Below are 25060 nucleotides of genomic sequence, written 5' to 3' on the forward strand. Positions count from 1 at the left end.
GGCGCCGGCCCGCCCCGGTTCGTACGGCCGGGCGGGAAAGGCGGAGGAGAAACGGGAATGGATGATCAACTGGGCGTGCCGGACCCCGGGTTCCGGCGGGTTCTGCTGGCGGGCACCGGGGCGCTCGGCGTGGCATTCCTGCCGTTCTGGATCAACTGGTTCAGGAACGCCCTGCCGCAGGTGGAGCTGAGGGTGGTGCTCACCCGGTCCGCGTGCCGGTTCGTCTCGGTGCAGGCGGTGTCCGCGCTCAGCGGGCGCGAGGTGTTCGTCGACGAATGGGGCGGTGAAGCGAGCGGCGTCCGGCGGTTCGGTTGGGAAGCCGGCCCGGTGGCGCCGCACGTCGAACTCGCCCGCTGGCCGGACCTCGTGCTGGTCCACCCGGCCACCCAGCACTTCGTCGGCCGGTACGCCCTCGGCCTCGCCGACACCCCGTTGCTGCTCGCCCTGCACGCCACCGACGCCCTGGTGGGGGTGGCCCCGGCGCTGCCGCCGGCCGCCGAACGCAACCCGATGGTCCAGGAGCACCTGCGCACGCTGCGCGCCCGGCCCGGGGTCGTGGTGGCGCCCACCGTCCCGGCGGCCAGCGCGGCCACCGGCGAGGTGGCGGACGGCGGCGCCGCGCCGCTCACCGACCTGCTCGCACTCTGCGCCGACCGGCGCGGGGAGGGGGCGGCGGCATGACGTCCGTACCCGTGGAGGCCGCGTTTCCCGCGGACCTGGACGGACTCGAACCGGTCGCCGAGTACGCCACCGGCCTGCAGAGCACCAGCGTGCTCCGGGCCGCGGACGGGGCGTACTGGTGGTGGCAGCGGCCCGGTCCCCGACACCTGCCCGACCTCCGGCTGCCGGACGCCCCGGACGCCGCCCGGTTCGCCCTGCCCCGGCAGGCCGGCGACGGGCTGCTCTACGAGGCGCCGGGCCCCGCCTCCGCCGCCGCCTGGCTGCGCGACTTCCGCCCGGCGGCCCGGCTGCTGGTGGCCGGTTCGCTGGCCTCGGCGGCGCGCGGGCTGCGGGCCCTGCACCGGTCCGGACCGCCCGCGCCGGAGCGCTCCGGGCCCCTGCCCGGGCTGCTGCGGCTGCGCGCATGGGCCGACTCGGACGACGAATCGCGGCGCCGGGCAGGGAGATCGTGGGGCCGGGGCCGCACCGACCGGCTGCTCGGCTGGGCGGAGCAGGCGGCCGGGGCCGGTGACCCGGCGGGGCCCGTCCACGGCTGGGCGTCCCTGGGCTCCCTGGTGCCACCGCTGCACTCCGGACGGACCGCCCTGCTCACCGGCCCGGACCTCGGCACCGGCCGCCCGGAGCTGGACCTCGGCTGGATCCTCGGCGAACTGGCCGAACTCGGCTGGCGGCTCCCGTCGTTGGGCACCGCACCGGCCCCGTACGGCCCCGCCGCCCTGGGCCGGGTGTTCCTCGACGCGTACGGCCCCGGGCCCGACCCGGTGCTCACCGGTCGCTGCGCCGTGGTGCGGATCGCCGTCCACGTGCAGGACTTCGCCCGCCACCAGGGCTGGCACGACGAACTCCTCGACTACCTCGCCTTCATCGCCGACCTGATCGACCAGGAAGGGCGGCCCGCGCTGCCCCCGAGCCCCGGAGACCACCACCATGACCCCGCCTGACCCGGCCGGAGGAGCGGCCCTGCTGCGCTACCGGCCGACGGACCCGGCGGCCGCCCCGGCCGTGCAGGAACTCCTCGACGAACTGGGGCTCGGCCGCCTGGAGCCGGAGGACCTGGCCGGTTACGGCGGCCGCAACGACAACTGGGCCGGCCGGACCAGCACCGGAGCGCGGGTCTTCCTCAAGACGGTGGCCCGCGCGCCGGACGGCACCAGCGGCGAACTCGACCGCGCGCTGTCCTTCGAGACGCTCGCCCTCCGCCTCCCGCCCGGCTCCGACCTGCGCGTCCCCGAGCACCTGGGTAGCCACCGTCCGGGCGCGGTGAGCGCCTACCGGCTGCTGCCCGGCGCCCGCTCCGGCGCCGAAGCCGCCCTGGACGGGGACTTCGACGAGGACCTCTGCCGCACGGCGGGCCGGGCCGTCGCCACCCTGCACGGGCTCGACCCGCGCGGCGCCGGCTTGGACGAGGGCGAGCCGCCGCTGCCGCCGCTCGACTGGCTGGAGGCGTTCCCGTGGAGCGCCCTGCGGGACCGCAGCATGGGGCAGATCGCCGCATGGAAGCTCGTCCAGGACGACCCGGAGGTGGTCGCGGCGCTGCGCGGGCTGCGCGAGCGGGAACGCGCCGCACCCCGCACCCCGGCCCACTGCGACCTGCGGTTCGACCAGTTCGTGCTGGCCGAAGGGCAGTTGTACCTGTGCGACTGGGAGGAGTTCCGGCTCGCCGACCCGGCCCGGGACGTGGGCGCGTTCGTCGGGGAGTGGCTCTTCCACGCCACCTGCGCCGTCTTCGCCCCCACCGGTGGCGGGGAGGGGTCGCAGGAGCCGGCCGGGTTCGACCTCAGCCACCAGGAGGTGCTGCGGCGCGGCGGTGAGGGCCTGCGCCGCCATCTGCCGCGCGTCGAGGCGTTCTGGCAGGGCTACCTGGAGCGCCGCACCCCCGACCCCGGGTTCGCCGAGCGGGCCGTTGGCTTCGCCGGCTGGCACCTCTTCGACCGGCTGATCGCCACCGCCCAGGCCCACGCCACCCTCAGCCCGGTGGCCCGCGCGGCCGCCGGCATCGGCCGCACCCTGCTCACCCGCCCGACCGGGGCCGTCACCACGCTGAGGCTCCACCCCCCGACCGGGAGCACCCGATGACCACCCCGACCGGCACACGACTGCTCGCCCCCGCGCCGCTCGCCCCCCGTCTGGCCGAGGCGCTGAACCGCGTCACCGTCCGGGCGGACGGTCGGCAGGCCGTGGTCGCGGGCCGCGAACTCACCGCCGAGAGCCCGCGCGACCTGCGCGGCCGCCTCACCAACGCGCTCTACCGGGAGCTCCACGCGGGCAACACCCGTACGCCGGACGCGTCCGGGGCGGCACCGCGCCGCGACACTCGCGACCCCGCCCTGGAGCAGCGGTACGCGGACGGCGTCCCGCACCGGTGGGCCCCCGCCGAGGGCCGGCTGGTCGAGATCCGGCCCGATGGCGGGCACCTGGTCGTGCGGCTGCCCGAGATCACCGCCCGCATCCCCGTCGACCGGCTCCTCGGCCCGTCCGACCCCGGCCCCGGCGACCTGGTGCGCCTCGCCGTCGAGGCGGCCCGGCCCGCCCTGTCCCCGGGCTTCTTCTACGTCATGGGCTCGCGGCCGCTGCCCCGCCCGTCCGGCCCCGTCCGCCGCCTCTTCCTGCACCTCACCGGCCCGGACGCGGCGGCCGCGCACTGGGCCGCCGTGCTCGGCGCCCTGGAGGCGGTCGACGCCGGCTACCACGCCAAGGTGCTCTCCGACCCGGAGGACTTCCCGCGCCGCGACGCGCTGGTGGTCTACCTGCACGGCGACGGCGGGGCGGCCGAACGGGCCGTCACCCGCGCCGTACGGGACCTGCCCGGGCGCGGCGCCGAGGTCTCGCTGTTCACCGACGAACTGGCCCCCGGCCTCGCCGCCGCCTGGGACCCGGCCGACCCCCGCCCAGGCCGGCGCGACCTCAGCTTCGGCCAGCACCGCTGCCTCGCCCTCGCCACCGCCCTGATCGACCACGCCTCGGAGATCGGCACCGGAAGCCTCCCCGAGCAGGTCGCCCGCGCCTTCCGTCAGGCGGGCATCGACCCGCTGCGCCCCGCCCACAACACCACCGCCGACCCGGAGGAGAACTGAGATGACCGACACCGCAGCAGACCCGGCCGTCGAGGCCACGCCCGGGCAGGCCGGGGGGTTCGGCACCGCGCTGAACACCGCCTACAGCGAGGCCCTCGCCGGGGTGTACGACGAGGTCTACCCCAGCACCCCCGACCTGGACGACATCGGGACCTTCCTGCTCACCCTCGCCCGCCCGGGCGCCAGCGTCCTCGAACTCGGCGTCGGCACGGGCCGGGTGGCGCTGCGCCTGGCCGACCAGGGTTTCGACGTGCACGGCGTCGAGACCTCCCCGGCGATGCTCGCCCGGCTGGCCGAGAAGGACCCGGAGGGCAGGGTCACCCCGTACCTCGGCGACCTCGTCGGCCTCGATCTCGGCCGCACCTTCGACGTCGTGCTCGCGCCGTTCAACGTGCTGTGCTGCGCCACCGCCGTCGACGAGCAGATCGCCCTGATGCACGCGCTGGCCCGGCACACCGCCCCGGGCGGCCACGTCGTGACCGAGACCTTCGACCCGAGCGACCACCACGTGCAGAGGGGCAACGCCGTCACCACCTACCCGGTCGGCGAGCGGAGTGCGATGATCGAGTCGATCTCCGTGCTGCCCGCCTCGCAGAACATGCTGGTGCAGAACACCCTCTTCCTCGATGGCGCGGCGCCCAACTGCGCTACCACCGTGCTGCGTTACCTCTGGCCCTCCGAGCTGGACCTGCTGGGCGGCATCGCCCGATTGGAGCTGACTGCCCGTCATTCCGGTTGGCGGGAGCAGCCGTTCGACGGTGGCGACGGCCGGAAGATGTGCGTGTCGGTCTTCCGGCCGCTGACATGAGCCCCCTGCTTCACCGCCCCCTGCTGAACCGGGAGCAACTGGACAACGGGCTGCGGGTGTCGGTCGAGCCGAGGCCCGGGCACGGGCGCGGGCTCGTCGCGGTGGCCCTGACGGTGGCCGCGGGCAGCGACGAGGACCCGGCCGGGCGGCACGGGACGGCGCACCTGGTCGAGCACCTGATGTTCCCCCGGGGCGGGGGAGCGGACGGTGGCGACGGGCACGCCGCCCGGGTCGCGGGTGCGGGCGGCGTCTGCAACGCGGAGACCCACCGCGACCGCACCGTGTTCCACACCGTGGCGCCGGCCGGGATGCTGGACGATCTGCTGGGCTGGGAGGCCCGTCGGCTAGAGGAGTTCGCGCCCGAGGAGGCGGTGCTGCGCACCGAGACCGAGGTCATCGCCGAGGAGATCCGGGGCGGCGCGGCGTCCGGGCGGCTCTGGCAGACCGTCCTCGGCGCGCTGCGGCCCGGCAGTCGGGACAGCTACGGCACGGCGGGAGAGCTGGCCGAGACCACCCCCGCGGAGGTGGAGGCGTTCGTGCGGCGGCACTACCGGCCCGGCGCGATGGCGCTGTCGGTGGTCGGGGAGGTGGAGCCGCAGCGGGCGCTGGAGCGGATCCGGGAGGCCTTCGGCGGCCTCCCGCCGGGCCCGAGCGCCACGATGGACGGGGGCCCGCCAGCCCGGGCGCCGGAGACCGTCACCGCTGCGCTGCCCTGGGCCGCCGACGCCGTCACCGCTGCGCTGCCCTGGGCCGCCGACGCCGTCGCCGTGGGGCACCTGCTGCCCGCCCCCGCCCGGGACCTGCCGGGCCACCTCGCCCAGGTGGTGCTCGCCGAACTGGTCGGCCGTGGCCGCCTGCCCGCCCTCGTCCGCCGCGATCCCCGGCTCACCACCGCCCGGGTCACCTGCGGCCTGTACGGGCAGTGGCTCGGCGCGAACGCCCCCGAACCGGTGCTCGCCGTCCTCGGCCGCGCCCCCGGCGTCCGCGCCGAGGAGGCCGCCGAGGCCTGGACGGACGTGCTGCGCGACCTCGCCCGCCGCCCGCCCGAGGCGGCCGAACTGCGCCGCACCGTCAACGCGTTGCTGCTCGCCTGGCACCGGGGCGAGGACTCGCTGACCGCCCGTGCCGTCACCCACGGGCACCACGACCTGTTCCTGCCCGGCAGCGGCGGACCGGCCGCGCTCCCCGACGCGCTCCGGCGGACCACCCCGGACAGCGTCGCCGCAGCCGCCCGGGCGCTGCTCGCCGGGCCCCGTTCCCTGACCGTCCTGGACGGATGAGAGACCATGACCCCGCACCGCGCACCCGCTCACACGCCCGCTCACACGCCCGCCTGCGCAGCTGCCACGGGCCGCGCCTGCCTGGACACCGTTCTGCCCAGCGGGCTCCGCCTGGTGGCGCTGCACACCCCGGACGCGCCCCTGGCCGAACTGCGCCTGGTGATCCCCTTCGCCCGGACCGAGCCCGCGCTCGCCTCCTCCCAGCGGGCGCTCGCGGCCTGCCTGGGCACCGGCGCGCGCACCGCCGCCGGACGGATCCTCACCCGGCAGGACATCGCCGACCGCGCTGCCGACCTGGGTGCCGAGCTGAGCACCGTGGTGACGGCCGAGTCCCTGGTCGTCGGCATGGGCGTGCTCGCCGCCGGGCTGCCCGGGGCCCTCGACCTGCTCGCCGACCTGCTGCTGCGGCCGCATCACACCGACCGCGAGATCGCCCTCGCCCACGCCCGGCACCCCGGCGCGGGTGCCCGGCCGGCGGGCCGGGCCCGGCTGCGCGCCACCCTGCTCGCCCGCGCCTTCGGCGACCATCCGCTGCTAGGCCCTGGCCTCGCGACGGCGCCCGCCGGGCCGGTGCCGCAGGCCGCCGAGCTGCACGCCCTGCACCGGCGGGCGGTGGTGCCCGCCGGGTCGGTGCTGCTGATCACCGGCGAGGTCGACCCGGCGGCGGTCGTCGCCCGGGCCGAGGAAGCCCTCGGGGCGTGGCGCGGCGGGCCGTCCGGCCTGTTCCTGCCGCCCTTCGCCCGCGACACGCCCGCCCCGGGCCGTACGGCCCTCGCCGCCGCTTCGGGAGACGGGCCCGCACAGGCCTCGTTGCTCACCGCCGGACCGGCCGAACGCGGCCACGCCCCGCTCCACCTCGCGCAGTTGGTGCTGGGCGGGCACGCGTCGAGCCGGCTCGCCGAGCGGCTGCGCGACCGGCACGGGCTGGCGTACGCCGTCTCCGCCACCCTCCGCGAGAACCGGGCCGGCTGCTGGCTGGAGACCGAGGCCGCCGGGGCCCCCGGCATGGCCTCCCTCCTCGCCGAGGAGACCGTTGGCTGCCTGCGCGAACTCGCGGAGCACGGCCCCACCGCCGCCGAGACCGAACGGGCCCGCCGCTACGCCCTCGGCTTCACCCGGTTCGCCCTCGCCACCCGCGCCGAAGAGGCCACCGCCCTGTCCGGCTTCCTCGCCGCCGGGCTGCCCCTGGACTGGCTCGACCGTTACCGTGACGTTCTGGAGTCGGTGACGCATCGTCAAGTCATCGACGCAGCTTCGATGTTCCTGGATCCGGACCGGATGGCGGTCGCCACCCTCGACCCCGGCGCACCCGCCCATCACGACGAGACGGAGCCCGCAGCATGACCCCCGACCCGGCCGCCCCCGCCGTCCTCTACCCCCTCCAGCCGGACCACCCCGAGCTGGTCGCCCCGTTCGCCGCCGCCGCACAGCGCAGCGGCGCCCGCCGGCTCTGGCTCTGCCAGTCCTTCCGCGCCGAACCGCACCAGACCCTCGCCTACCTCGCCGGCCGGGGCCACGCCGTCCCGGTCGGCACCGCCGTCACCCTGCTGCCGCTGCGCCACCCGTACGAGGCCGCCGTGCAGGCCCGTTCCCTCGCGCTGCTCACCGACGCACCCGTCGTCGCCGGATTCGGCATCGGCAGCCCCGGCTTCGTCGCCGGGCTCACCGGGCAGCCGTACGCCAGCCCGCGCCGCGCCGTCCGCGACTACCTCGCCTCCGTCCGCACCCTCCTCGACGGCGGGACCGTCGCCCAGGACGGCCCGTACCACCGGCTGAACGGCTCCCTCGCCCAACTGCCGTACGCCCGGGTGGAGGTGGGTGCGGCTGTGCTCCGCCCCGGCATGGCCCGGACGGCCGGTGAGGTCGCCGACGTGGCGATCACCTGGATGACCCCGCCCGGCTACCTCGCCGACACCCTCGCTCCCGCCCTGGCAGAAGGAGCGCGGGAACGCCCGGCCCCGCCGCGCATCGCCACCGCCGTGCACGTGATCCCCACCGCGCCGGGCCGCGACCCCCGCGCGCTCGCCCTCGCGGCCACCCGCGAGCACCTGGCCGCCCCGCACTACGCCGACATGTTGCGCCGGGCCGGCGTCCCCGTGGACCCGCACGACCCGGAGGCGACCGCGCGCGCCCTGCTCGACTCGGGGGTCGTCCTGACCGGGACCCCGGAGGAGATCGCCGAGGGGCTGGGGGAGTACCGCCGTGCCGGGGTGGACGAAGTGGTGCTCAACCCGGCCGCCGTCCTGCTCACCGAGGGCGTTCACGCCGCCGCCGAGGAGATCGGGCGGATCATCGCCGCCTGCCGCGCCGCCCGCCCGCAGCAAGCTGCCGACCGGGGACAGCATGCTGCCCCCGTATCGGCGCCCGTCGCGTCCGCCCGGCTGCTTGGCTGAGAGCGAGCGCAGGATGCGACGCGCGCACCGTACTTGAACCACTCTCAGGGAGAGGCCACTTGACCGGCAACGACCACGCCGTCGCCTTCGCGGGCGTCAGCAAGCACTTCGGCGCCCACCAGGCGCTGGAGGACGTCAGCTTCACCCTCCGCCCCGGCCGGGTCACCGGCCTGCTCGGCCCCAACGGCGCGGGCAAGAGCACCCTGCTGCGCATCCTGCTCGGCCTCGCCCGGCCCGACCGGGGCACCGTCCGGGTGCTCGGCGCCGCCCCCGGCGCCCTGCCCGACGCCGCACACCGGATCGGCGTCGCCATGGACGCGGTCGGCTTCGCGCCGCGCCCGACGGTCCGCCGGCACCTGGAGGTCGCCGCCCGGGCGCTCGCCCTGCCCGCGGACCGCGTGGACCGGGCCCTGGAGCAGGTGGGCCTGGCCGGGCGGTCCGCCCGCACCCGCTACAAGTCCTGCTCCACCGGTATGCGCCAGCGCCTCGCGCTCGCCACCGCCCTGCTGCCCGATCCCGAACTCGTCATCCTGGACGAGCCGTTGAACGGCCTCGACCCCGAGGGCATCCGCTGGACGCGCCACCTCGTGGAGCACCTGGCCGCCGAGGGCCGCACCGTCCTGATCGCCAGCCACCTGCTCGCCGAGGTCCAGCAGAGCGTGGACGACGTCGTCGTGCTGCGCCGCTCCGTCCTCTTCCACGGCCCGCTCGCCGACCTCGTCCGGCAGGGCGGCGGCAGTCTCGAGGCCGCCTACTTCCAGCTGATCGACACCTGCGCGACCTCGGTCGGCAGCCCTTGGACGGAGGCGTCCCGTGCGTGACCAGTTCTCGGCCGAACTCCTCAAGGCCCGCTCCGGCGGGGCGCTGCCCGCCCTGCTGCTGACCGCGCTGCTGACCGCCGCTCTGGGTAAACTCGGCGCCGTCTACGGGGAGTCGGGACTCGCCGACCCGGGCGTGGCGGCCGCGACGAGCCACCGCGTGCTGATCATGGCCGGTTCCTGCGCGCTGTTCGCCTCGCTCTTCGGCGCGCTGGTCGTCACCGGCGAGTTCCGCTCCGGGGCGATCGGCCGCACCGTCCTGCACGCGCCCGGGCGTTCCGTCGTGGTCGCCGCGAAACTCGGCGCGGCCACCGTCGCCGGTCTGCTGTTCGGGCTGCTCGCGGTGGCCGAGGCCGCGACGGTCGGTGCTCTCGCGCTCGCGGCCCGGGGCAGCGGCCTGGCGCTCGACGCCCGCAGTTGGGGGATCGCGGGTGCCGCCGTGGCGGTCTGCGGCCTCGGCGGCCTCTGGGGCGCCGCGATCGGATGGGTGGTGCGCCACCAACTGGCCGCCGTTGTCGGCCTGTTGGTCTGGGGGACGGTCGGCCAGCTCCTGGTGCTCGGACAGCTCCCCGGGTTCGGCCGCTTCCTTCCCGAAGGGGCGCAGTACGCCCTGCTCGGGGATCGGCTGACCTTCCCGGAGGCGCTGTCCGTGCCGCTGGGCGGGCTGCTCCTCGCGCTCTGGTGCGTGCTGGTCGCGCTGGCCGGACGGACGCTGTTCCTGCGTCAGGACGTCTAGGGTCTGTTGCGAAAGCGCTGGTCAAAGCCACTCGTTGATGGCTGCGACCAGCACTGTCGCCTCGTAGCGCACAGCCAACTTGTCGTACCTCGTGGCTACTGCGCGGTGTCGTTTCAGCCGGTTGATGCCGCACTCCACCGCGTGGCGTTCCTTGTAGTCCTTCTTGTCGAAGGCCGGCGGCCGGCCGCCTCGCGAGCCGAGCTTCTTGCGGTTGCGGACCTGGTCGGCCTTCTCCGGGATGGTGCATCCAATCCTGCGTCTGCGCAGGTAGGAGCGGTTCGCGTGAGAGCCGTAGGCTTTGTCGGCGCGAACCTTGGCCGGTTTGGTTCGTGGCCGTCCCGGACCGGTGCGGGGGACGCGGATGCGTTCGAGGACCGGCTGGAACTGCGGGCTGTAGTGCGGATCCTGAGCTCGCGGTCGGCGTCCATCAGGCTGCCGTCCGGTGCGTCGTAGTAGGTGTCGCGGTAGACCTCGGCGCGGCCGGCGCCGTACTGCTCCTCCAACTGCGTGAGGACATGTTCGGGGTCGCGTACGACTGCCTTGAGCTCCGCCTCGATCGCCATGCCGGTTCCTCCTTCAGACCACGCGTTGAGCGCCATCCAGCAACACCTCGAACTGCCGCTGCCAGCCCCGGTAGAGCGGGCCGGTCGGGGTGGGCAGCACCTTGTCTGCCACGGGGTGGGCGGCATCAAGCTCACGGCCACATCCCCGAGCGCCTGGCACTGTCGCCGACCAGCTCACGGCCGCCCATGCAAAACGCTCGGCCGGGAAGCCCCAGCCGAGCGTCTGGCCGACGTCCTCGCGACCGGACAACCGACCACGTGTTGCGTCACTCCCCGGAAGCAGCCCCGGGCGGAGGCCTTCGCTTCCGGCTTCGGTTCAGACTTCGCCGAACTCGCCACTTCGGACAGCGGCAACGAACGACTTCCAGCCCTCGGCCGAGAAGACGAGAGCCGGGCCCTGGGGGTCTTTGGAGTCACGGACCCTGCCCGGGTGTACATCGTCCACCTCGATGCAGCCACCTCCGCCATTGCTGTAGGTGCTCTTGCGCCACTTGGCGCCCGTTGGGTCATGCATGGTCCAGTTCCTTCCGTGCCTCCCGGATCATGGCCGAACTGTCCGGCTGGCTGAGCGCGTTGACCTGGAGTCGATCGTATCTATCGACCCATCGGGCCACCGTCTCGGCATCTTGTTCCAGGTATCCCCGTTGAAGCGTCTCCGTGTATCCGACCAAAGCCATCCAGCAACACCTCGAACTGCCGCTGCCAGCCCCGGTAGAGCGGGCCCGACGGGGTGGGCAGCACCTTGTCTGCCACGGGGTGGGCGGCATCAAGCTCACGGCCACATCCCCGAGCACCCGGCACTGTCGCCGACCAGCTCACCGCCGCCCATGCAAAACGCTCGGCCGGGAAGCCCCAGCCGAGCGTCTGGCCGACGTCCTCGCGACCGGACAACCGACCACGTGTTGCGTCACTCCCCGGAAGCAGCCCCGGGCGGAGGCCTTCGCTTCCGGCTTCGGTTCAGACTTCGCCGAACTCGCCACTTCGGACAGCGGCAACGAACGACTCCCAGCCCTCGGCCGAGAAGACCAGAGCCGGGCCCTGGGGGTCTTTGGAGTCACGGATGGGCATCAGGCCCGGAAAGTCGGAGGCCACCTCAACACACTGTCCACCGTTGCCGCTGTAACTGCTCTTACTCCAGGAAGCACCCGCCAGGTCAACGTTCTCGCTCATGCTGAAGAGTCCCTTCGCGCCTTGCTGATCATTGTGAGCGATGCCGCCTGCGACAGCGCTTCCACTTGGAGCAAATCGTATTCCCTTGCCCAGGCGGACACGGTTGCCCGGTCGTTCTCCAGGTATCCACGCTGATGCGTCTCGGTGTACCCGAGTGAGGTACCGTCGCCGAGATCGAGAAGCGACATGGACCGCATGAACGGGCGAAGCGCTCCCAGGCCAAAGGGGGCAACTTGGACCACGTAGTTGGGCCGTTGGGCCAACTTCTCCACATGCGCTAACTGTTGGGACATGACAGTCCCGCCACCGCCAACCACGGTCCGAAGACAGCTCTCGTCAAGGATCACATGGATCAGCGGAGCAGGGTCCCTGTTGATTCGCTCCTGTCGGTTCAGGAGGAGCCGGACGCGTTCGGTTCCCTGCTCAGCCGTGACACTTCCTCGCGCAACAGCACCAGTCTCCAGGGCCTCAGCGTAACCGCGAGTCTGCACCAGACCAGGGATGATGCCCAATTCAAAGAGCCGGATGACCCTGGCCTCCCGTTCCTTGGCTGCGTACTCCGGATAGCCCGGCAGGAAGGAAGACCCCCTGAGGCTCCAGTACGTCAGTTCCAGTGCTCCACCGGTATCAAGGACCTTGTCAGCGGCACGGACCCACTCAAGTGTGGGATTGCGTGTCCCTCTTTCGAGGTTCGAAATCTGACTATCACTCAGCTGGGTCCGATCGCCGAGCTGGGTCTGCGTCAAGCCCACCGCCTTGCGCAGCCTGCGCAGTTGAGCCCCAAACGCCTTGAGGGGTGAAGCCGATGGATCCAGCTGAGACTCACGCATCGCCAGGCCTCCACTGCTGCGCGAATACCACAAGGTGGAACTGTCAAGTGGGAAAGCCTTCCGATCGTAGCGGGCGAGGCGCCACCATGGCTACACCCGGTGATTCGCCGGAAGCACAGAGCAACCCATGGAGACCCGTGCACCACGCGCAGAATCCCGAGCCTCGCTTCCAGCTCCACGAAGTCGTCATGGACTTCGTGGAGCTGGAGGACGGGAAACCACATGAAGGCGTCTCCGTGGAGGTCATGCCCGGGCAGGCCTTTCCGACTGCTCGGGGCCACTACCCCCGAGCGGCGGCCGACCTCGGTGCCACGGTCGCTCGACCCCAGGGAGATCGCGCCGCCCGGCACCTGCGGGAAGCCATGCCGTCGGCCGCAGTGGCCGTCAATACCTCACATGTGGAGCAGAGTTGAACAAGGCACGCATCATGATCAAGCCCCCTGTTCGCCGTTCGGGCCAGCAGGCCGAGGCCGTTCGCCGGCACCAGCCGCCGGAGGAGATCCGCGCCCTCCACTGGATCCCCCGGCACAAGCTGCGCGACGTCATGGCGGACGACCAGTACCGCCGCATCGAGGACGCCCGGGACACCTGGGAGCACGGCGGCGGCATCCCCGTCCTCGTGCGCGGCGTCCCGGTCCCGGTCGGCTGATCAAGGCCCCGGCCGGCGGCGACGCCCCAGGCCCGGACCGCCATGGGCGCGGTCCGGGGCTCAGCGCGCGGCGCACTCCATTCGCACGCAATCTTCCCTTGAGGTGCTTCCCCATGCTCAAAACCCACCGGCCCGATACGTTCGTCGCACGCCTCGACTCGCGGACCGAATTCACGCCGCTGGCCCGGTACTTGCTCCGGGCCTACCTCACCGCCCTCCCCACCGGCGACCGCTACTGCGACATCGCCGAACTCCTCCTCGGCGAGCTCTTCGCCAACGCCGTCCAGCACACCGACGCCCCCGCCGACCGACTCATCGAGGTCCGCTTCGCCCTCATCGGCGACCGCCTCCGCCTCGAAGTCCACGACGCGGGCAGCGGCCGCCCCTCCCTCCACTCCCCCGCGCCCGACGACGAGCACGGGCGCGGGCTGTTCCTCGTCAACGAGCTGGCCGAGAAGTGGGGTTGCTGCCCCCGGGCCGGTGGCGTCGGCAAGTTCGTCTGGGCGCTGATCGCCCCCTCCCCCACCGCCGCGCTCACCGCCCTCGCCGTCTGAAGGTGCCCTCCATGCGACTCGCCGTCACCGCCCGGCACCTGTTCGACACCGGTTCCACCCCCGCCGACGCCTACGCCGCCCTCGCCCGCCGCACCCGCGAGCCCGTCCGCGCCGCCCGAGCCGTCTGCATCGCCCTCGGCATCCCGGCCGCCGAAACCCAGCTCCGCCTCGACGACTGCCACGCCGCCCTCCTCGCCAACCCGCGCCCGGACTCCGAGGCCGACACCGGCGAACTCCTCGAAGCCCTCGGCGTGTTCGACGTCCCGAAGGCCCTCAGCCCCACCGAGCTCGCCGTCGTCGACCTCTTCCTCACCGCGATCGACGCCCTCGGTGGCATCCGCGCCGGCCACCAGCACGGCCTGGCCCGCTGGTTCACCACCGGCAACCTCACCGCCGCCTACCTCTCCCTCGCCGCCACCCAGCCCCGCCCCACCACCGGTGACCCCGCCCACTACTGGACCGCCCTCGTCGCCGCCGGCGAACTCCTCACCGCCACCCCCTCCCCCGACACCCGCATCAAACCCGCCCTCACCCACTGCCGCACCCAAGCCACCCACACCACCCACACCTGAAAACCCGTTCCGCGCACAGGAAATCGACCCCGTCGACTTCCTGCGCAACGCGGTCGGCCGAGCCAGATCAACCGGGCGCTACTCGCCAGGCCTGCGAGTAGCACCCGGGAGCGGTCGGGCCCAAGGGACGCCAGCCGTCCACGACATCGATCGGCGCCCCGTCCACTTCCACGCACCTCGGCGCCACACGCCACGGACCGAGAGGATGAGATGACCACGCGGCCCCGCCGCCCCCCTGGTCCCGGGGTCGCCGGGTGGCGAGGGCTTCCCCGCACTCGACGGCCTCACACAGGACGGCCGCGAAGTCCTGGGGCAACATGACGGCGGCCAGGGCGTGTTTGGGAACTCGTTGACCTGTCTGGTTGGCCGTCGGGCGCCTGCCGGTGAGACGCGCCCCCGGGAGACGTACCTCACCACGCGGTGACACCCGCCCGTCACGCCCCCTGGAAGGTCAGGGCCAGCACCTCCGTCAGACGCCGCTTCAGCGCCTCCGCGTGCGGCGGGCGCCCGGGGGCGGGGGCGCCGTCGATCCGGACCCCGGTGTCGGCGAGGAGGTACAGCATCCGCAGCGTGCGCATGGCGTTGGAGGTGTGCGCGGCCACGGTGGGGGCGCCGCGCCGGCCGGCGGCGAAGTCTGTCTCGATCGCGTCCAGCCAGCCGACGGCCTCGGCCTCGGACAGTTCCGGCCGGGTGAGCGTGCGGGCGACGCCCTGGGCGAGCCGGTCGTCCTCCTGTTGGGCGAAGAGCTCGTCGGTCGGAACCACGAGCCGCTCCGCCGCCAGCGCGAGCATCTCCTTCGGGTCGACCTCCGGATGGAGCCCGAAGGCGCCCAGCAGGTCAGCGCCGTGCGCGACGGCGTGGAGCCAGCCGAGCTTGGGGTCGTACCCGCGCAGGTCCGCCTCGGCCGGGAACCAGCGTCGGAAGGCGGCGAGCCATGCTGGGTCGAAGTCGCCGCGACCGACGATCATGCCGAGCACGAGCGGGGCGAAGGTGCGCGCCTGGATCTCGGGGTCGTCGAACCGGTCGGCCATCACGGTACCCAGCTGGGCGCGCAGCGGCTTGTCGATGACGTCCCGCTGGATCCACGTCCGCAGCACCACGTAGGGAGCGCCGTCGCGGATATCCGGGTCGGGGTGGCGGAGGGCCTCGGCCAGTTCGGTGGCGAGGGCCGACAGTTCGGCCGCCGCCGGGGCGGGGCAGTCGTTCTCGTAGAGGTACAGCCAGCGGGCCGCGTCGATCGGCGGCCTGTCGTCGGTCTTGATCACTGCCTCACCTTCGGGGAGGGTCCCCGGCAAGGCAACCGATTATCGGACGGATGCGGGGCGAGCAGGCGGCCCGAGCAGGCGGCCCGAGCCCAATGGGGGCCGCCTGTCAGTACGCCTCACCACGCTCGCCCCATGACCACGCATGGAACCACGTTGACCGCATCTGACCGTCGGCTGCGGGAGTTCGCGCCCCGCACACCGTGACGGCCACCGAGGCGAACCACCTGTCTTCCCGCGCCGCTTGCGGTTGGCGGCCTGGTCGGCAGGCTCCGGGATCGTGCAGCGGATTCCCCGCTTTCGCAGGTAGGCCCGGTTGGCGCGGGAGGAATAAGCCTTATCGCCTCGCACTCGCAGTGGACGGACACGCGGTCGGCCGGGGCCATAGCCAGTCCCCCGGCTGCTCAGGACGGAGCAGCCGGGGGACTCAACTACGCGCGAAGGTGTTCCAGTGCCTTCTCCAGCGCGTCCTCGGCGGCAACCGCCACGTCCGGCTCTACGCCAACGCCCTCCCAGTTGGTGCCGGTGACCGGGTTGATCGAGCGGGCCGCCGGCACGGTCACCGTCACATGCGGCGCAACAGGAATACGGGCCGTCGGGTGGGCGCCACCGCGCGTCGTCTGCCCGACCAGCGTCGCACGCTTGAGCACCTTCAGGTTGTACGCCAGCTCCTCCCCGCCGGAGAACGTGAAGTCGCTGGTCAGCACCGCCACCGGCCGGTCCGAATAGCGCGGCGAGGCGAGGTGCCCGAGGGTCCAGTACTGGCGGGTGGAGTCGGTAGCCCGGTCGTAGATGTCGTTGAGGTGCACCTCGTCGTCAGCGAAGAAGTAGCTGCACCACAGCTGCACGCCCTCCGGTGAACCGCCGCTGCACTGCCGCAGGTCGATGACCAACGCCTCGGTGGGAGCGACCAGTTGCATCGCGGCGGCGATCGCGGGACCGCCCATCCCGGCCGGGGGAATCATGCGCAGGTCGAGGTAGCCGATGTTGCCGTCGAGCTGCTCTGCCCGCCGGATGCCGTAGTTCTTCTCCCGGGCGTACCGCTCGAACCGGGCCCGGGCGACGTCCTCCGGCTCCTCGTCCATCGACTGCGGCTCCTCGCTCCACAGCAGCCGCAGGTGCTTGTCCGGACACACCCCCTGCAGGTCCTCCGTGACCCGCTCGCACAGTCCCCGCTCGTCCAGGCCCGCATAAGCGCCTTCCGCCAGCCGGTTCCGGATCGCCGCTTCAATGGCCGCCGTCTTCTCGGGGAACACGTAACCAGCGGTGATCCGGGCGAGGGCGGTGTCGAGTATCGCTCCATGAGTGATCATTCGCGCGATCGTAGGTCAAGGCCGAACCGATGCCCAGCGGTTTCTCAGCACTGGGTGGCGCCGGGGTCGCGCAGTCCTACGCGGTCGTTCGCCCAGAACGCCTCGGAGCAGACGAACGTCCCGGTCATCCACGGCTCGTACGACGACAGCTTCGCCACCTGGCGCACGGTCGCTCCTTCCCTTGGCGCGCTGCCGTTGGGTCCCGTGCGGTGCGTGGCGTCAGTCGAGGTTGAGGCGTTTGTTGAGGGCCTCGCCCGAAGGCAGGGTGTCGATGAATCTGTGGAGGAACTCGAGGACGGCGTCAGTGTCCAGGCCGGCGGAGGCGGCGTCGATCGAGGCGTAGAGGTCCTCTTCGATCCTGGCGACCGCGGTGGCCAGGCGTTCGCCCTCGGGGGTGAGGCTGAGTTGGAGGTAACGGCGGTCTTCGGCGTCGGTGCGGCGCTCGACCAGCCCGGCCATGACGGCGCGTTCGACCAGCCGGCTGGGGCTGGTGCCGCTTTCGCACACCAGGAGCTGTCCGAGCCCGTTGAGGCTCAAGGTGCCGTGCTGCTGGAGCAGGCGCAGCACCTCGGCCTGCGACGGGGTGATGCCGTGGGGTTTGAGCGCCTGGATCAGCAGCCGGTTGCCTTCGCGCTGGGCTGCCAGGATCGCGAAGCGGAGGTGTTCGGCCTTACGCACCGGCGGCCTGCCGGGTGGTCGGCAGGCCAGCGGTGAGGAAGTCCTTGACCGCGGTGGCGTAGGTCGCCGGGTGGGAGAAGCGGAACATGTGGCCGGTGCGCGGCAGCACCACCTCCCGGGCGTCGGGGATGCCCGCGAGCATGATCTTGGAGGCGTTCTCTCCGATCAGGACGTCGTGCGAGGGCGTCAGGATCAGGGTCGGGACCTGGACCTGGCCGAGCACCTCGACGTAGTCGGCGGTGAGGACGGCCTGCACGCGCGCGCCGAAGGAGGCGGCCGGGGTGTTGGCGAGGAACACTTCGCGGCTGCGCGCCTCGCTCCAGGGCACCTGCCCCTCGCCGTCGAACGGGGAGGCGAGGCGGTGGGCGTGAGCTCGCAGCGTCAACTGCCGGTAGAACGGGCCGCGGGCCTTGCCCATCACCTGCGCCAGCGCCTTCCACGGCTTCGAGTCGACCGGATTGGCCGCGAATCCGCCGGACACGACCAGGGCGCGCAGGCCCTGCGGGCGGCGGGTGGCCAGCGCGAGCGCGATGTTCGCACCGAACGAGTCGCCGACCAGCACGTAGTCGTCGAGGTCCGCGACCGCGTTCTCGACGAAGTCGGCGTAGCGCTCGATGTCGTTCACGCCCTCGGGCAAGCGCAGCGTGCGCCTGGGCAGCTCCCCGTAGGGGGCGAGCTGCTCGGCGCTCCACGGGGCGCCGGAGAAGCAGGGGATGAAGACGAGGGTCGGAACCTTCTCGATAGTGCTCATATCGGACACATTACACGACACATGTGTCGTGTAATGTGTTACCCGGGTCACACGGAGATCCGCCCCATGCGCTCGTCCACCTCTCGGCTCGGTGTCGCCGGCCGAAGGGGAGGTCTGGAGTCCCGGGCCAATGACGTGGAGTGGCCGGCAGCGGGTTCGCTGGCGGGATGACCCCCGTGTTCCCTGGCCCGCGCCCCCGCGCCCCCGCGCCCCCGCGGTGCTGCGGGGGCGCGGGCCAGGCCTTTCGGACTTTCCTAGGTGCGGCCGCCGGCGGTACGGGTACGGCGGGAGAGGGAGTCCAGGACGACGGCGGCGAGCAGGACCGCGCCGGTGATCATGTACTGGATGGCCTGGGCGGCGTGGACCATGTCCAGGCCGGTGGTGATGGACTGGATGACCAGGATGCCCAGCAGGGCCGACCAGGTCTTGCCGCGGCCGCCGAAGAGGCTGGTGCCGCCGATGACGGCGGCGGCGATGGCGTTCATCAGGACGTTGCCGCCGCCCAGTTGCTTGTCGGCGGAGCCCTGCTGGGAGGCGTAGAACAGCCCGCCCAGGCCGGCCAGGAACGCGGACAGCATGAAGACGGAGATCCGCACCCGGGCCACGTTGACGCCGGCACGCCGGGCCGCCTCCACGCCGCCGCCCACCGCGAAGATCTGCCGCCCGTAGGGGGTGCGGCGCAGGACGAAGTCGGTGAGGACGACGACGCCCACCAGCACGACCAGGGGCAGCGGCAGGCCGCGGTCCTGGTTGAGGGCGTAGGCGGTGGCGAGGGTGAGCACGGCCAGGGCGCCGGTGCGGATGGCGGTGTCGGCGGTGGGGCGGGCGGTGAGGCCGGCGGCGGTGCGGCGGCGGGCGGTGCGCAGGTGGGCGAGCAGGTAGAGGGCGGGGGCGAGGACGGCCAGGGCCCAGGCGTAGGCGATGTCGCCGTCGCCGAGGAAGGTGGTGTCCAGGGTGGCGATGAGGCCGCCGTGGCGGTTGTTGACGGTGCCGAGGTCGCCGAGGACGTACTCCTGCAGGCCGCTCCAGGTGAGCATGCCGGCGAGGGTGACGACGAAGGCGGGCACACCGACGCGGGCGAAGAAGAGGCCGTGCAGCAGGCCCATGACGGTGGCGGCGGCCAGCGCGGCGAGGACCGCGATCCATTCGTTGACGCCCTGGCGCACGGCGAGGACGGCGGCGAGCGCGGCGCTGGCGCCGGCCACCGAACCGAGGGAGAGGTCAATCTCGCCGAGGATGAGGACGAAGACGACGCCGACGGCGATGAGGCCGGGGCCGGCGATGAAGCGGGTGATGTTGGTGAGGTTGTCGGCCTGGAGGAAGTGACCGGTGACGGACTGGAAGATGACGGCGATCAGGATGAGGCCGACGACGACGGGCAGGGAGCCGAGTTCGCCGGCGGCCAGGCGGCGGCGGGCGGCGTCCAGGTAGCCGGCGGGCCCGGCGGCCCGGGTGTGCAGGCGGGGGTCGGCCCCGGGGGCCACCGGGTCGGCGCCGGGGGCCGCGGGGGTGTCGGCGGGGGTGCTGGGGGTGGTCATGCGGCGTCCTCCTCCTCGGTGTGACGGGCCTGGCGCCGGGCGTGGGCGTTGTCGGTGGCTCCGGTGATGGCGGAGACGATCTGCTCCTGGGTGGTGCCGGCGACGGGGAAGACGCCGTTGTTGCGGCCCAGGCGCAGGACGGCGACGGTGTCGGCGACGGCGCGCACGTCGGCCATGTTGTGGCTGACGAGGATGACGCCCAGGCCCCGTTCGCGTAGGCGCTCGACGAGGTCGAGGACCTGGGCGGTCTGTTCGACGCCGAGGGCGGCGGTGGGCTCGTCCAGGATGACGAGGGCGGGCTCGCCGACCAGGGCGCGGGCGATGGCGACGACCTGGCGCTGGCCGCCGGAGAGCGCCGCGACGGGGGTGCGCACGTCGGGGATGCGGATGGCGAGGGTGTTCAGGAGTTCGCGGGCGCGCTGCTCCATGGCGACCTCGTCCAGGAGCCCGCGGCGGCGTTTCTCGCGGCCGAGGAAGAGGTTGGCGATGACGTCGAGGTTGTCGCACAGGGCGAGGTCCTGGTAGACGGTCGCGATGCCGAGGGCCTGGGCGTCCTGCGGGCGGGTCAGGCGCACGGGCCGGCCGTGCCAGGTGATGGTGCCCTCGTCGACGGGGTGGACGCCGGCGATGGTCTTGACGAGGGTGGACTTGCCGGCGCCGTTGTCGCCGACGAGGGCGAGGACTTCGCCGGGGTGGACGTCGAGGTCGACGTCGGTGAGGGCCTGGACGGCACCGAAGCGCTTGGAGACCGAGCGCAGCTGGAGGACGGGTGCGCCTGTCACGTGAACCTTCTTCTGCGGTGGTGGACTTGGACCCGGGCGGGCTGCCTGCGGACGGCTACTTGAGGCCGGCGGCGGCGCAGGCGGCGGCGTAGTCGGCGGTGCAGATGTCGGAGACCTTGTAGAGGCCGTCGGCGACGACGGTGGAGGCGATGTTGGCCTTGGTGACGACCTTGGCGTCCAGGAACTTGGCGGGGATGCCCTTGTCGGTGGCGCTGTCGACGGTGGCGGTGGCGACGGTCTTGACGTCCTTGCCCTTCAGGAGGTCGACGGCCAGTTCGGCGGCGCTGTCGGCCAGCGGGCGGTAGGCCTTGTAGATGGTGAAGGCCTGGTCGCCGTTGACGATGCGCTGGATCGCGTCGAGGCCGGCGTCCTGGCCGCCGACGGGCACCTTGATACCGGCGCCCTGGAGCTGGGTGATGATGGCGCCGGCCATGCCGTCGTTGGCGGAGTAGACGGCCTGGAAGCCGTTCTTGCCGAGCTCGGTGACGGCGGCGCCGATCTTCTGCCCGGCGACGGTGGCGTCCCACTGGCCGGACTGCTCGTAGACGATCTTCTTGACCTTGGTGTCGAGGATCTTGTGGGCGCCGGTCTTGAAGTCGGCGGCGTTGGGGTCGGCCTCGTCGCCGTTGATCATGACGACGTTGGCGTCGGAGGCCCGCGGACCGAGGGCGTCGACGAGGGCCTGGCCCTGGAGTTCGCCGACCTTCTCGTTGTCGAAGGAGACGTAGGCGGCGACCGGTCCGGTGGCCAGGCGGTCGTAGGAGACGACCTTGACGCCCTTGGCGGCGGCCTCCTGGACCCAGCCCTGGGTGGACTTGGCGTTGTAGGGGTCCAGGATGATCACCTTCACGCCCTGGGCGAGGAGGGTGTCGAACTGCTGCTTCTGCTTGGCGGCGCTGGCCTCGGCGTTGTTGTAGAGGACCTTGCAGTCCGCACACAGGGCGGCGACCTTGGCCTCGATGAAGGGGCGGTCGAAGGACTCGTAGCGGGTGGAGGAGGCGTTCTCGGGTAGGAGCAGCCCGATGGACTTGCCGTCTCCGGAGGCGGCCGCGTCCTTCTTGTCGCCGCCCGCCTTGCCGCAGGCGGCCATGGACAGGGCCAGTGAGATGCCGGTGGTGGCGATGAGGACGCGACGCAGTGCTGCGTTCATAGGGGTGCCTCTCCCTGACGTCGCCGCGGCTCTGCGGCGGGGTGGGGGGAGTTAAACCTGAACGCGTACATGACGTCAATAAGTAAAGTCAGACTCCGGGAAATGCGCCTCGACTCGTTATCTTCATGAACACTGATGGGGAGTTGAAACCTGGAGGAAGCTCCAAATGACGGAACGGCGGAACCCGTAGCGGGGCCCGCCGTTCAAGAGTCGATCAGCATGATGGAGCGTCAGGACGGCGGGGGCGCCCGCCGGTCCCCCGTGCGGCGGGCGCCCCCTGTGCGGTGGTGGTGCAGGTGGTGGTGCCGGTGGTACAGGTGGTGTCGGTGGGTCAGGGGCGGTCGAGGGTGATCGAGTTGATCGGGCCCAGGTCGTACCAGACGCCGTTCTGCGCCGCGATGTCGTAGACGCAGTCGCTGCCGCCCGAGCCCCGGCACAGGTGGGCGTGCGCGCCGCCGCTCTGGTTGTTGAGGACCCAGTGGTTGCCGTTCTGGTTGCTCAGGTTGTGCGCGCCGTAGCTCCAGTACACGTCGCTGGGGCTGGAGGCCGGGTTCTGGTTCTGCGGGTAGACGCAGACGGCGCCGGACGGGCAGCCCGCCCAGGAGCCGTCGGCGGCGCCGGCGCTGCCGGTGCCCAGGGCGGTCAGGGCCGCGGTCGCGAGGGCGAGGGCGGCGACGGCGTGGGTGATCCTGCGCATGGGTGGTTCTCCCTTGGCTGGTGAGCGGCCTGACGTGCGGTCCGGCCCGTGCTCAGCAGCCTAGGAAGGCGGCCGTGGCGGCGGTCCCTGACATCTGACAGGGGCGCGCCGCCGCGCTGCAAGGGGCTTACGGGCCCCAGGGTGCGAGCGTGGTCCTCCGGCCCGTCCGTGCCGCCTCTCGGATCTGTTCCAGCATGCGGTGCCGCCGGACGGCGTGCCGGAAGTCGGGAACGCCGTCCGCGCCCGGCGCGAGGCTCCCGGTGATCTGCTCGCGCAGCAGCGCGTACTCGTGGGCGACGTTGTAGGCGGGCTCGGCGGCTCGCTCGGTCCAGTGTGTCAGCGACCGCTGGTAGCGGGCGGGGACCGGGAGTTCGGTCAAGCCGCCGTCGTCGCCCCGGGCGCCGGACAGGCGCAGCCGCCCCATCCACCACAGGTCGTGGTCGGCCTTCACGACGAGATCGCCCTGGGTGCCGTTGATCTCCCAGTGGAACCCGGTGGCGCGGGATGTGCCGCCGCGGAAGTGCATCGTGGCCACGGCCCCCGATTCGAGCAGACCGGTCACGGCGATCTGGTCCTCGGTGCTCTTGGCCGCGACCGCCCCGCTGGTGACGTGGGTGACCTCGGGGCGCAGGTTCTCGATGTGCGCCGATGCCTCGCGGAACTCGCCGAGCACCATGGTCAGCGCGTCGACCGAGTGTCCGAAGGGGATCGACAGCAGGGTGGCGCCGCTCGTGACGTCCAGCACGTACGCGTGGTCGTCGTCGTAGGTGGCGCCCCAGGGCCCGCCCCAGCCGAGCATGCTGGTCGACAGCACCCGCCCCACGTAGCCTTCGGCGACCAGGTCGCGCAGGTACCGCAGCGGTGGAGCCGACCGGGCCTGCAGGCCGACGGCCGTCAGCAGTCCCCTGCGGTGCGCGAGGTCGGCCAGTTCCTCGGCCTGCGCGAGGTCGGCACCGAGCGGCCACTCGCTGAACACCGTCTTTCCCGCCTCGAGCGCGGGTCGGATGAGTTCGAGGTGGTGCGGCACCTTCACCGTCACGACCACGAGGTCGACTTCCTCGCTGCGGGCCAGCTCTTCCGCGCTGCTGAAGGTCAGCGGTACCGCGTACTTCTCGCCGGCCGCGCGCGCCGATGCGGCGCTGCTGGCGCTGAGGGCCCGCAGCTCGTATCCGTCGAGCCCGGTCAGTGCCGGCACATGGGCGGTGGCCGCCCACCCGCCGCGCGCGCTCAGGCCCACGACGCCGACGCGAATCGGTCGCTGACGAGGGGAAGCGGATGTCATGAGTACACCCCAAGTGTTCGAGGTCGTATGTTCTCCCGGCAACGATCACCGGCGAGTGGAGGACACGGCCCGGTGTTCGTGACGGTGGTCCAGAGCGCGCGCTCGACGACCAGTCGGCGCAGCGTGCGCAGTTCGCGGGGGGCGTTCCAGCCGAGTACGCCGGTCACCACTCCCTGGTGGCCGTAGGCGGCGGTGAAGCGGCCGTTGGACGGGTCGCCGGAGATGACGCGCAGGTCCGCGTCGGGTGGGAAGATGCCGTACGCCTGGATCCTGGTGTCGTACTGGTCGGTCCAGAAGTAGGGAACGGGGGCGAACGGGATGGCGTCGCCGAGCAGGTTGCCGGCTGCCGCGACGGCCTGTTCGGTGGCGTTCGTCCGGTGTTCGAGCCGCATGCGGGTGGCGAAGTGGGTGTTGTGCCAGGAGGCGACGTCGCCGGCGGCGTAGATGCCGGGTGCGGCCCGGCACCACGCGTCGCACACCACTCCGTCCGCGAGGCTCAGGCCCGAGCCGGTCAGCCAGCCGGTCGCGGGTGCGGAGCCGACGGCCATGACGACGACATCGGCCGGTAGCGTGGTGCCGTCGCCGAGTTCCACTCCGGTCACCTGGCCGCCGGTGCTGCGCAGTCGGCGCACCGGGGTCCCGCAGCGCAGGCGGGTGCCGTGGACGCGGTGCAGGTCGGCGACGAGCGCGCCGATGCGGTCGCCGAAGGGGTGGCGCACCGGGACCGGTTCCGGTTCGACCAGGGTCACCGGCAGGCCCATGGTCCGGGCTGCCGCGGCGACTTCGGTGCCGAGGAAGCCGGCACCGACCACGATCACCCGGGGCCCGGCGAGCAGTGCGGCGCGCAGGGCGAGGGCGTCGTCGAGGGTGCGGAGGACGTGGACTCCCGCCAGGTCGCTGTCGGGCAGGCGGCGGGGGGTCACGCCGGTGGCGATGATCAGGGCGTCGAAGCGGATGGTCTCGCCGGCGCCCAGGTGCACCCGGCGGTGCGCGACGTCGAGGGCGGTGGCGGGCTGTCCGAGGCGCAGGTCGGCCTCCAGGCGCGCGAGATCGTGCGGGGAGCGCAGGACGGCTCGTTCGGCGGACCGGTCACCCGTCAGGATCTGCTTGGACAGCGGTGGCCGGTCGTAGGGCGGACGGGGCTCGTCGCCGATCAGGGTGAGGTGGCCGTCCCAGCCGCGGCCGCGGAGGGTCTCGGCGGCGGTCAGGCCCGCGGCCGAGGCCCCGACGATGGCGATCCGCTTCACCGTTCGCCCTCCTGCTTCTCCTGTTCCGCCAGCCAGATCGCCTGGGCCGGGCAGAGGGTGGCGGCCTGCCGGACGTCGTCCGTCAGGTGCTCGGGCGGGGTCTCGGTGAGCAGGACGACGATGCCGTCCTCCTCGCGCTGGTCGAACACCTCGGGTGCGGTCAGTACGCACTGGCCGGAGGCGACGCACTTGTGCTGGTCGACGATGACCTTCATCGGAACTCTCCTTGTCT

The 25060-nt window shown here is 72.8% G+C and carries 28 protein-coding genes and 3 pseudogenes; 13 read left to right on the forward strand and 18 right to left on the reverse strand.

Features of this window, described 5'->3' with window-relative positions; genetic code table 11:
* Window positions 1–57 precede the first annotated feature (57 nt).
* From lxmD to P3T27_RS12735, 10 genes are read left to right on the forward strand one after another with little or no spacing between them, the layout of a single operon-like run.
* On the forward strand, window positions 58–681 hold the full coding sequence (gene lxmD, locus P3T27_RS12690) for a peptide terminal cysteine decarboxylase LxmD (RefSeq protein WP_280677584.1): 624 nt from the start codon (window positions 58–60) through the stop codon (window positions 679–681).
* Window positions 678–1622 (forward strand): hypothetical protein, encoded by a 945-nt coding sequence (locus P3T27_RS12695; protein WP_280677586.1) that lies wholly within the window; start codon window positions 678–680, stop codon window positions 1620–1622. Before lxmD ends, P3T27_RS12695 begins: the two co-directional genes overlap by 4 nt.
* Window positions 1609–2757, forward strand: a complete 1149-nt coding sequence (lxmK, locus tag P3T27_RS12700; protein WP_280677588.1) for a class V lanthionine synthetase subunit LxmK — start codon at window positions 1609–1611, stop codon at window positions 2755–2757. Before P3T27_RS12695 ends, lxmK begins: the two co-directional genes overlap by 14 nt.
* Window positions 2754–3755: a T3SS effector HopA1 family protein gene (locus P3T27_RS12705; protein WP_280677590.1), complete on the forward strand. Its 1002-nt coding sequence runs from the start codon at window positions 2754–2756 to the stop codon at window positions 3753–3755. Before lxmK ends, P3T27_RS12705 begins: the two co-directional genes overlap by 4 nt.
* 1 nt (window position 3756) lies before the next feature.
* A complete protein-coding gene (locus P3T27_RS12710) occupies window positions 3757–4563 on the forward strand; it encodes a class I SAM-dependent methyltransferase (RefSeq protein ID WP_280677592.1) in 807 nt (268 codons plus the stop codon).
* Window positions 4560–5843, forward strand: coding sequence for an insulinase family protein (locus P3T27_RS12715; RefSeq protein WP_280677594.1), 1284 nt, complete (start codon window positions 4560–4562; stop codon window positions 5841–5843). Before P3T27_RS12710 ends, P3T27_RS12715 begins: the two co-directional genes overlap by 4 nt.
* A gap of 6 nt (window positions 5844–5849) precedes the next feature.
* Complete coding sequence (locus tag P3T27_RS12720) at window positions 5850–7187, forward strand: insulinase family protein (RefSeq protein ID WP_280677595.1); 1338 nt, start codon at window positions 5850–5852, stop codon at window positions 7185–7187.
* Window positions 7184–8236 carry a F420-dependent peptide dehydroalanine reductase LxmJ gene (gene lxmJ, locus P3T27_RS12725; protein ID WP_280677597.1) on the forward strand — a complete coding sequence of 351 codons (1053 nt, stop codon included), beginning with the start codon at window positions 7184–7186 and terminating at the stop codon, window positions 8234–8236. The genes P3T27_RS12720 and lxmJ overlap by 4 nt, the downstream gene beginning before the upstream one ends.
* Before the next feature lie 59 nt (window positions 8237–8295).
* On the forward strand, window positions 8296–9057 hold the full coding sequence (locus tag P3T27_RS12730; protein ID WP_280677599.1) for an ATP-binding cassette domain-containing protein: 762 nt from the start codon (window positions 8296–8298) through the stop codon (window positions 9055–9057).
* On the forward strand, window positions 9050–9790 hold the full coding sequence (locus P3T27_RS12735) for an ABC transporter permease (RefSeq protein ID WP_280677601.1): 741 nt from the start codon (window positions 9050–9052) through the stop codon (window positions 9788–9790). The genes P3T27_RS12730 and P3T27_RS12735 overlap by 8 nt, the downstream gene beginning before the upstream one ends.
* 21 nt (window positions 9791–9811) lie before the next feature.
* Here P3T27_RS12735 and P3T27_RS12740 read toward each other — a convergent pair.
* The 5 genes and pseudogenes from P3T27_RS12740 to P3T27_RS12760 all read right to left on the reverse strand — a co-directional run.
* Window positions 9812–10183 (reverse strand): annotated as a pseudogene (locus P3T27_RS12740) (transposase); the annotation flags it as partial.
* 59 nt (window positions 10184–10242) lie between these two features.
* Window positions 10243–10389 (reverse strand): annotated as a pseudogene (locus P3T27_RS12745) (hypothetical protein); the annotation flags it as partial.
* Window positions 10390–10669: 280 nt separating this feature from the next.
* Window positions 10670–10867 carry a DUF397 domain-containing protein gene (locus P3T27_RS12750; RefSeq protein WP_280677603.1) on the reverse strand — a complete coding sequence of 66 codons (198 nt, stop codon included), beginning with the start codon at window positions 10865–10867 and terminating at the stop codon, window positions 10670–10672.
* Between the two features lie 443 nt (window positions 10868–11310).
* Window positions 11311–11523 carry a DUF397 domain-containing protein gene (locus tag P3T27_RS12755; protein ID WP_280677605.1) on the reverse strand — a complete coding sequence of 71 codons (213 nt, stop codon included), beginning with the start codon at window positions 11521–11523 and terminating at the stop codon, window positions 11311–11313.
* Window positions 11520–12353, reverse strand: a complete 834-nt coding sequence (locus tag P3T27_RS12760) for a helix-turn-helix transcriptional regulator (RefSeq protein WP_280677607.1) — start codon at window positions 12351–12353, stop codon at window positions 11520–11522. Before P3T27_RS12760 ends, P3T27_RS12755 begins: the two co-directional genes overlap by 4 nt.
* 409 nt (window positions 12354–12762) lie before the next feature.
* Here P3T27_RS12760 and P3T27_RS12765 point away from each other — a divergent pair, with 409 nt between their 5' ends.
* From P3T27_RS12765 to P3T27_RS12775, 3 genes are all read left to right on the forward strand, one after another.
* Window positions 12763–13002: a hypothetical protein gene (locus P3T27_RS12765; RefSeq protein WP_280677609.1), complete on the forward strand. Its 240-nt coding sequence runs from the start codon at window positions 12763–12765 to the stop codon at window positions 13000–13002.
* A 113-nt stretch (window positions 13003–13115) separates the two neighbouring features.
* Window positions 13116–13556 (forward strand): ATP-binding protein, encoded by a 441-nt coding sequence (locus P3T27_RS12770; protein WP_280677610.1) that lies wholly within the window; start codon window positions 13116–13118, stop codon window positions 13554–13556.
* Window positions 13557–13567: 11 nt separating this feature from the next.
* Complete coding sequence (locus P3T27_RS12775) at window positions 13568–14128, forward strand: hypothetical protein (RefSeq protein ID WP_280677612.1); 561 nt, start codon at window positions 13568–13570, stop codon at window positions 14126–14128.
* A gap of 434 nt (window positions 14129–14562) precedes the next feature.
* On the opposite strand, the gene P3T27_RS12780 is transcribed toward P3T27_RS12775, so the two are convergent.
* The 13 genes and pseudogenes from P3T27_RS12780 to P3T27_RS12840 form a co-directional block, all read right to left on the reverse strand.
* Window positions 14563–15393, reverse strand: coding sequence for a DUF2785 domain-containing protein (locus tag P3T27_RS12780; protein ID WP_280677614.1), 831 nt, complete (start codon window positions 15391–15393; stop codon window positions 14563–14565).
* Window positions 15394–15606: 213 nt separating this feature from the next.
* Window positions 15607–15768, reverse strand: a pseudogene (locus P3T27_RS12785) (IS5/IS1182 family transposase); the annotation flags it as partial.
* A 53-nt stretch (window positions 15769–15821) separates the two neighbouring features.
* Window positions 15822–16703: a S41 family peptidase gene (locus P3T27_RS12790; RefSeq protein ID WP_280677616.1), complete on the reverse strand. Its 882-nt coding sequence runs from the start codon at window positions 16701–16703 to the stop codon at window positions 15822–15824.
* 44 nt (window positions 16704–16747) lie between these two features.
* Window positions 16748–16870: a hypothetical protein gene (locus tag P3T27_RS12795; RefSeq protein ID WP_348534089.1), complete on the reverse strand. Its 123-nt coding sequence runs from the start codon at window positions 16868–16870 to the stop codon at window positions 16748–16750.
* A 52-nt stretch (window positions 16871–16922) separates the two neighbouring features.
* Window positions 16923–17381, reverse strand: a complete 459-nt coding sequence (locus P3T27_RS12800; RefSeq protein WP_280677618.1) for a MarR family transcriptional regulator — start codon at window positions 17379–17381, stop codon at window positions 16923–16925.
* A complete protein-coding gene (locus P3T27_RS12805) occupies window positions 17374–18132 on the reverse strand; it encodes an alpha/beta hydrolase (protein WP_280677620.1) in 759 nt (252 codons plus the stop codon). The genes P3T27_RS12800 and P3T27_RS12805 overlap by 8 nt, the downstream gene beginning before the upstream one ends.
* Window positions 18133–18386: 254 nt before the next feature.
* Window positions 18387–19670: a sugar ABC transporter permease gene (locus P3T27_RS12810; protein ID WP_280677622.1), complete on the reverse strand. Its 1284-nt coding sequence runs from the start codon at window positions 19668–19670 to the stop codon at window positions 18387–18389.
* Window positions 19667–20452, reverse strand: coding sequence for an ATP-binding cassette domain-containing protein (locus tag P3T27_RS12815; protein ID WP_280677624.1), 786 nt, complete (start codon window positions 20450–20452; stop codon window positions 19667–19669). Before P3T27_RS12815 ends, P3T27_RS12810 begins: the two co-directional genes overlap by 4 nt.
* Before the next feature lie 55 nt (window positions 20453–20507).
* The gene (locus P3T27_RS12820; RefSeq protein ID WP_280677625.1) at window positions 20508–21602 is read right to left on the reverse strand and encodes a substrate-binding domain-containing protein; all 1095 of its coding nucleotides are present in this window, start codon (window positions 21600–21602) and stop codon (window positions 20508–20510) included.
* 331 nt (window positions 21603–21933) lie between these two features.
* Window positions 21934–22299, reverse strand: a complete 366-nt coding sequence (locus tag P3T27_RS12825; protein ID WP_280677627.1) for a hypothetical protein — start codon at window positions 22297–22299, stop codon at window positions 21934–21936.
* Window positions 22300–22426: 127 nt separating this feature from the next.
* On the reverse strand, window positions 22427–23581 hold the full coding sequence (locus P3T27_RS12830) for a Gfo/Idh/MocA family oxidoreductase (RefSeq protein ID WP_280677629.1): 1155 nt from the start codon (window positions 23579–23581) through the stop codon (window positions 22427–22429).
* Window positions 23578–24828, reverse strand: a complete 1251-nt coding sequence (locus tag P3T27_RS12835) for an FAD-dependent oxidoreductase (protein WP_280677631.1) — start codon at window positions 24826–24828, stop codon at window positions 23578–23580. Before P3T27_RS12835 ends, P3T27_RS12830 begins: the two co-directional genes overlap by 4 nt.
* A complete protein-coding gene (locus P3T27_RS12840) occupies window positions 24825–25043 on the reverse strand; it encodes a ferredoxin (RefSeq protein WP_280677633.1) in 219 nt (72 codons plus the stop codon). Before P3T27_RS12840 ends, P3T27_RS12835 begins: the two co-directional genes overlap by 4 nt.
* Window positions 25044–25060 lie beyond the last annotated feature (17 nt).

The sequence above is a fragment of the Kitasatospora sp. MAA19 genome, from assembly GCF_029894125.1.
GTDB lineage: Bacteria > Actinomycetota > Actinomycetes > Streptomycetales > Streptomycetaceae > Kitasatospora.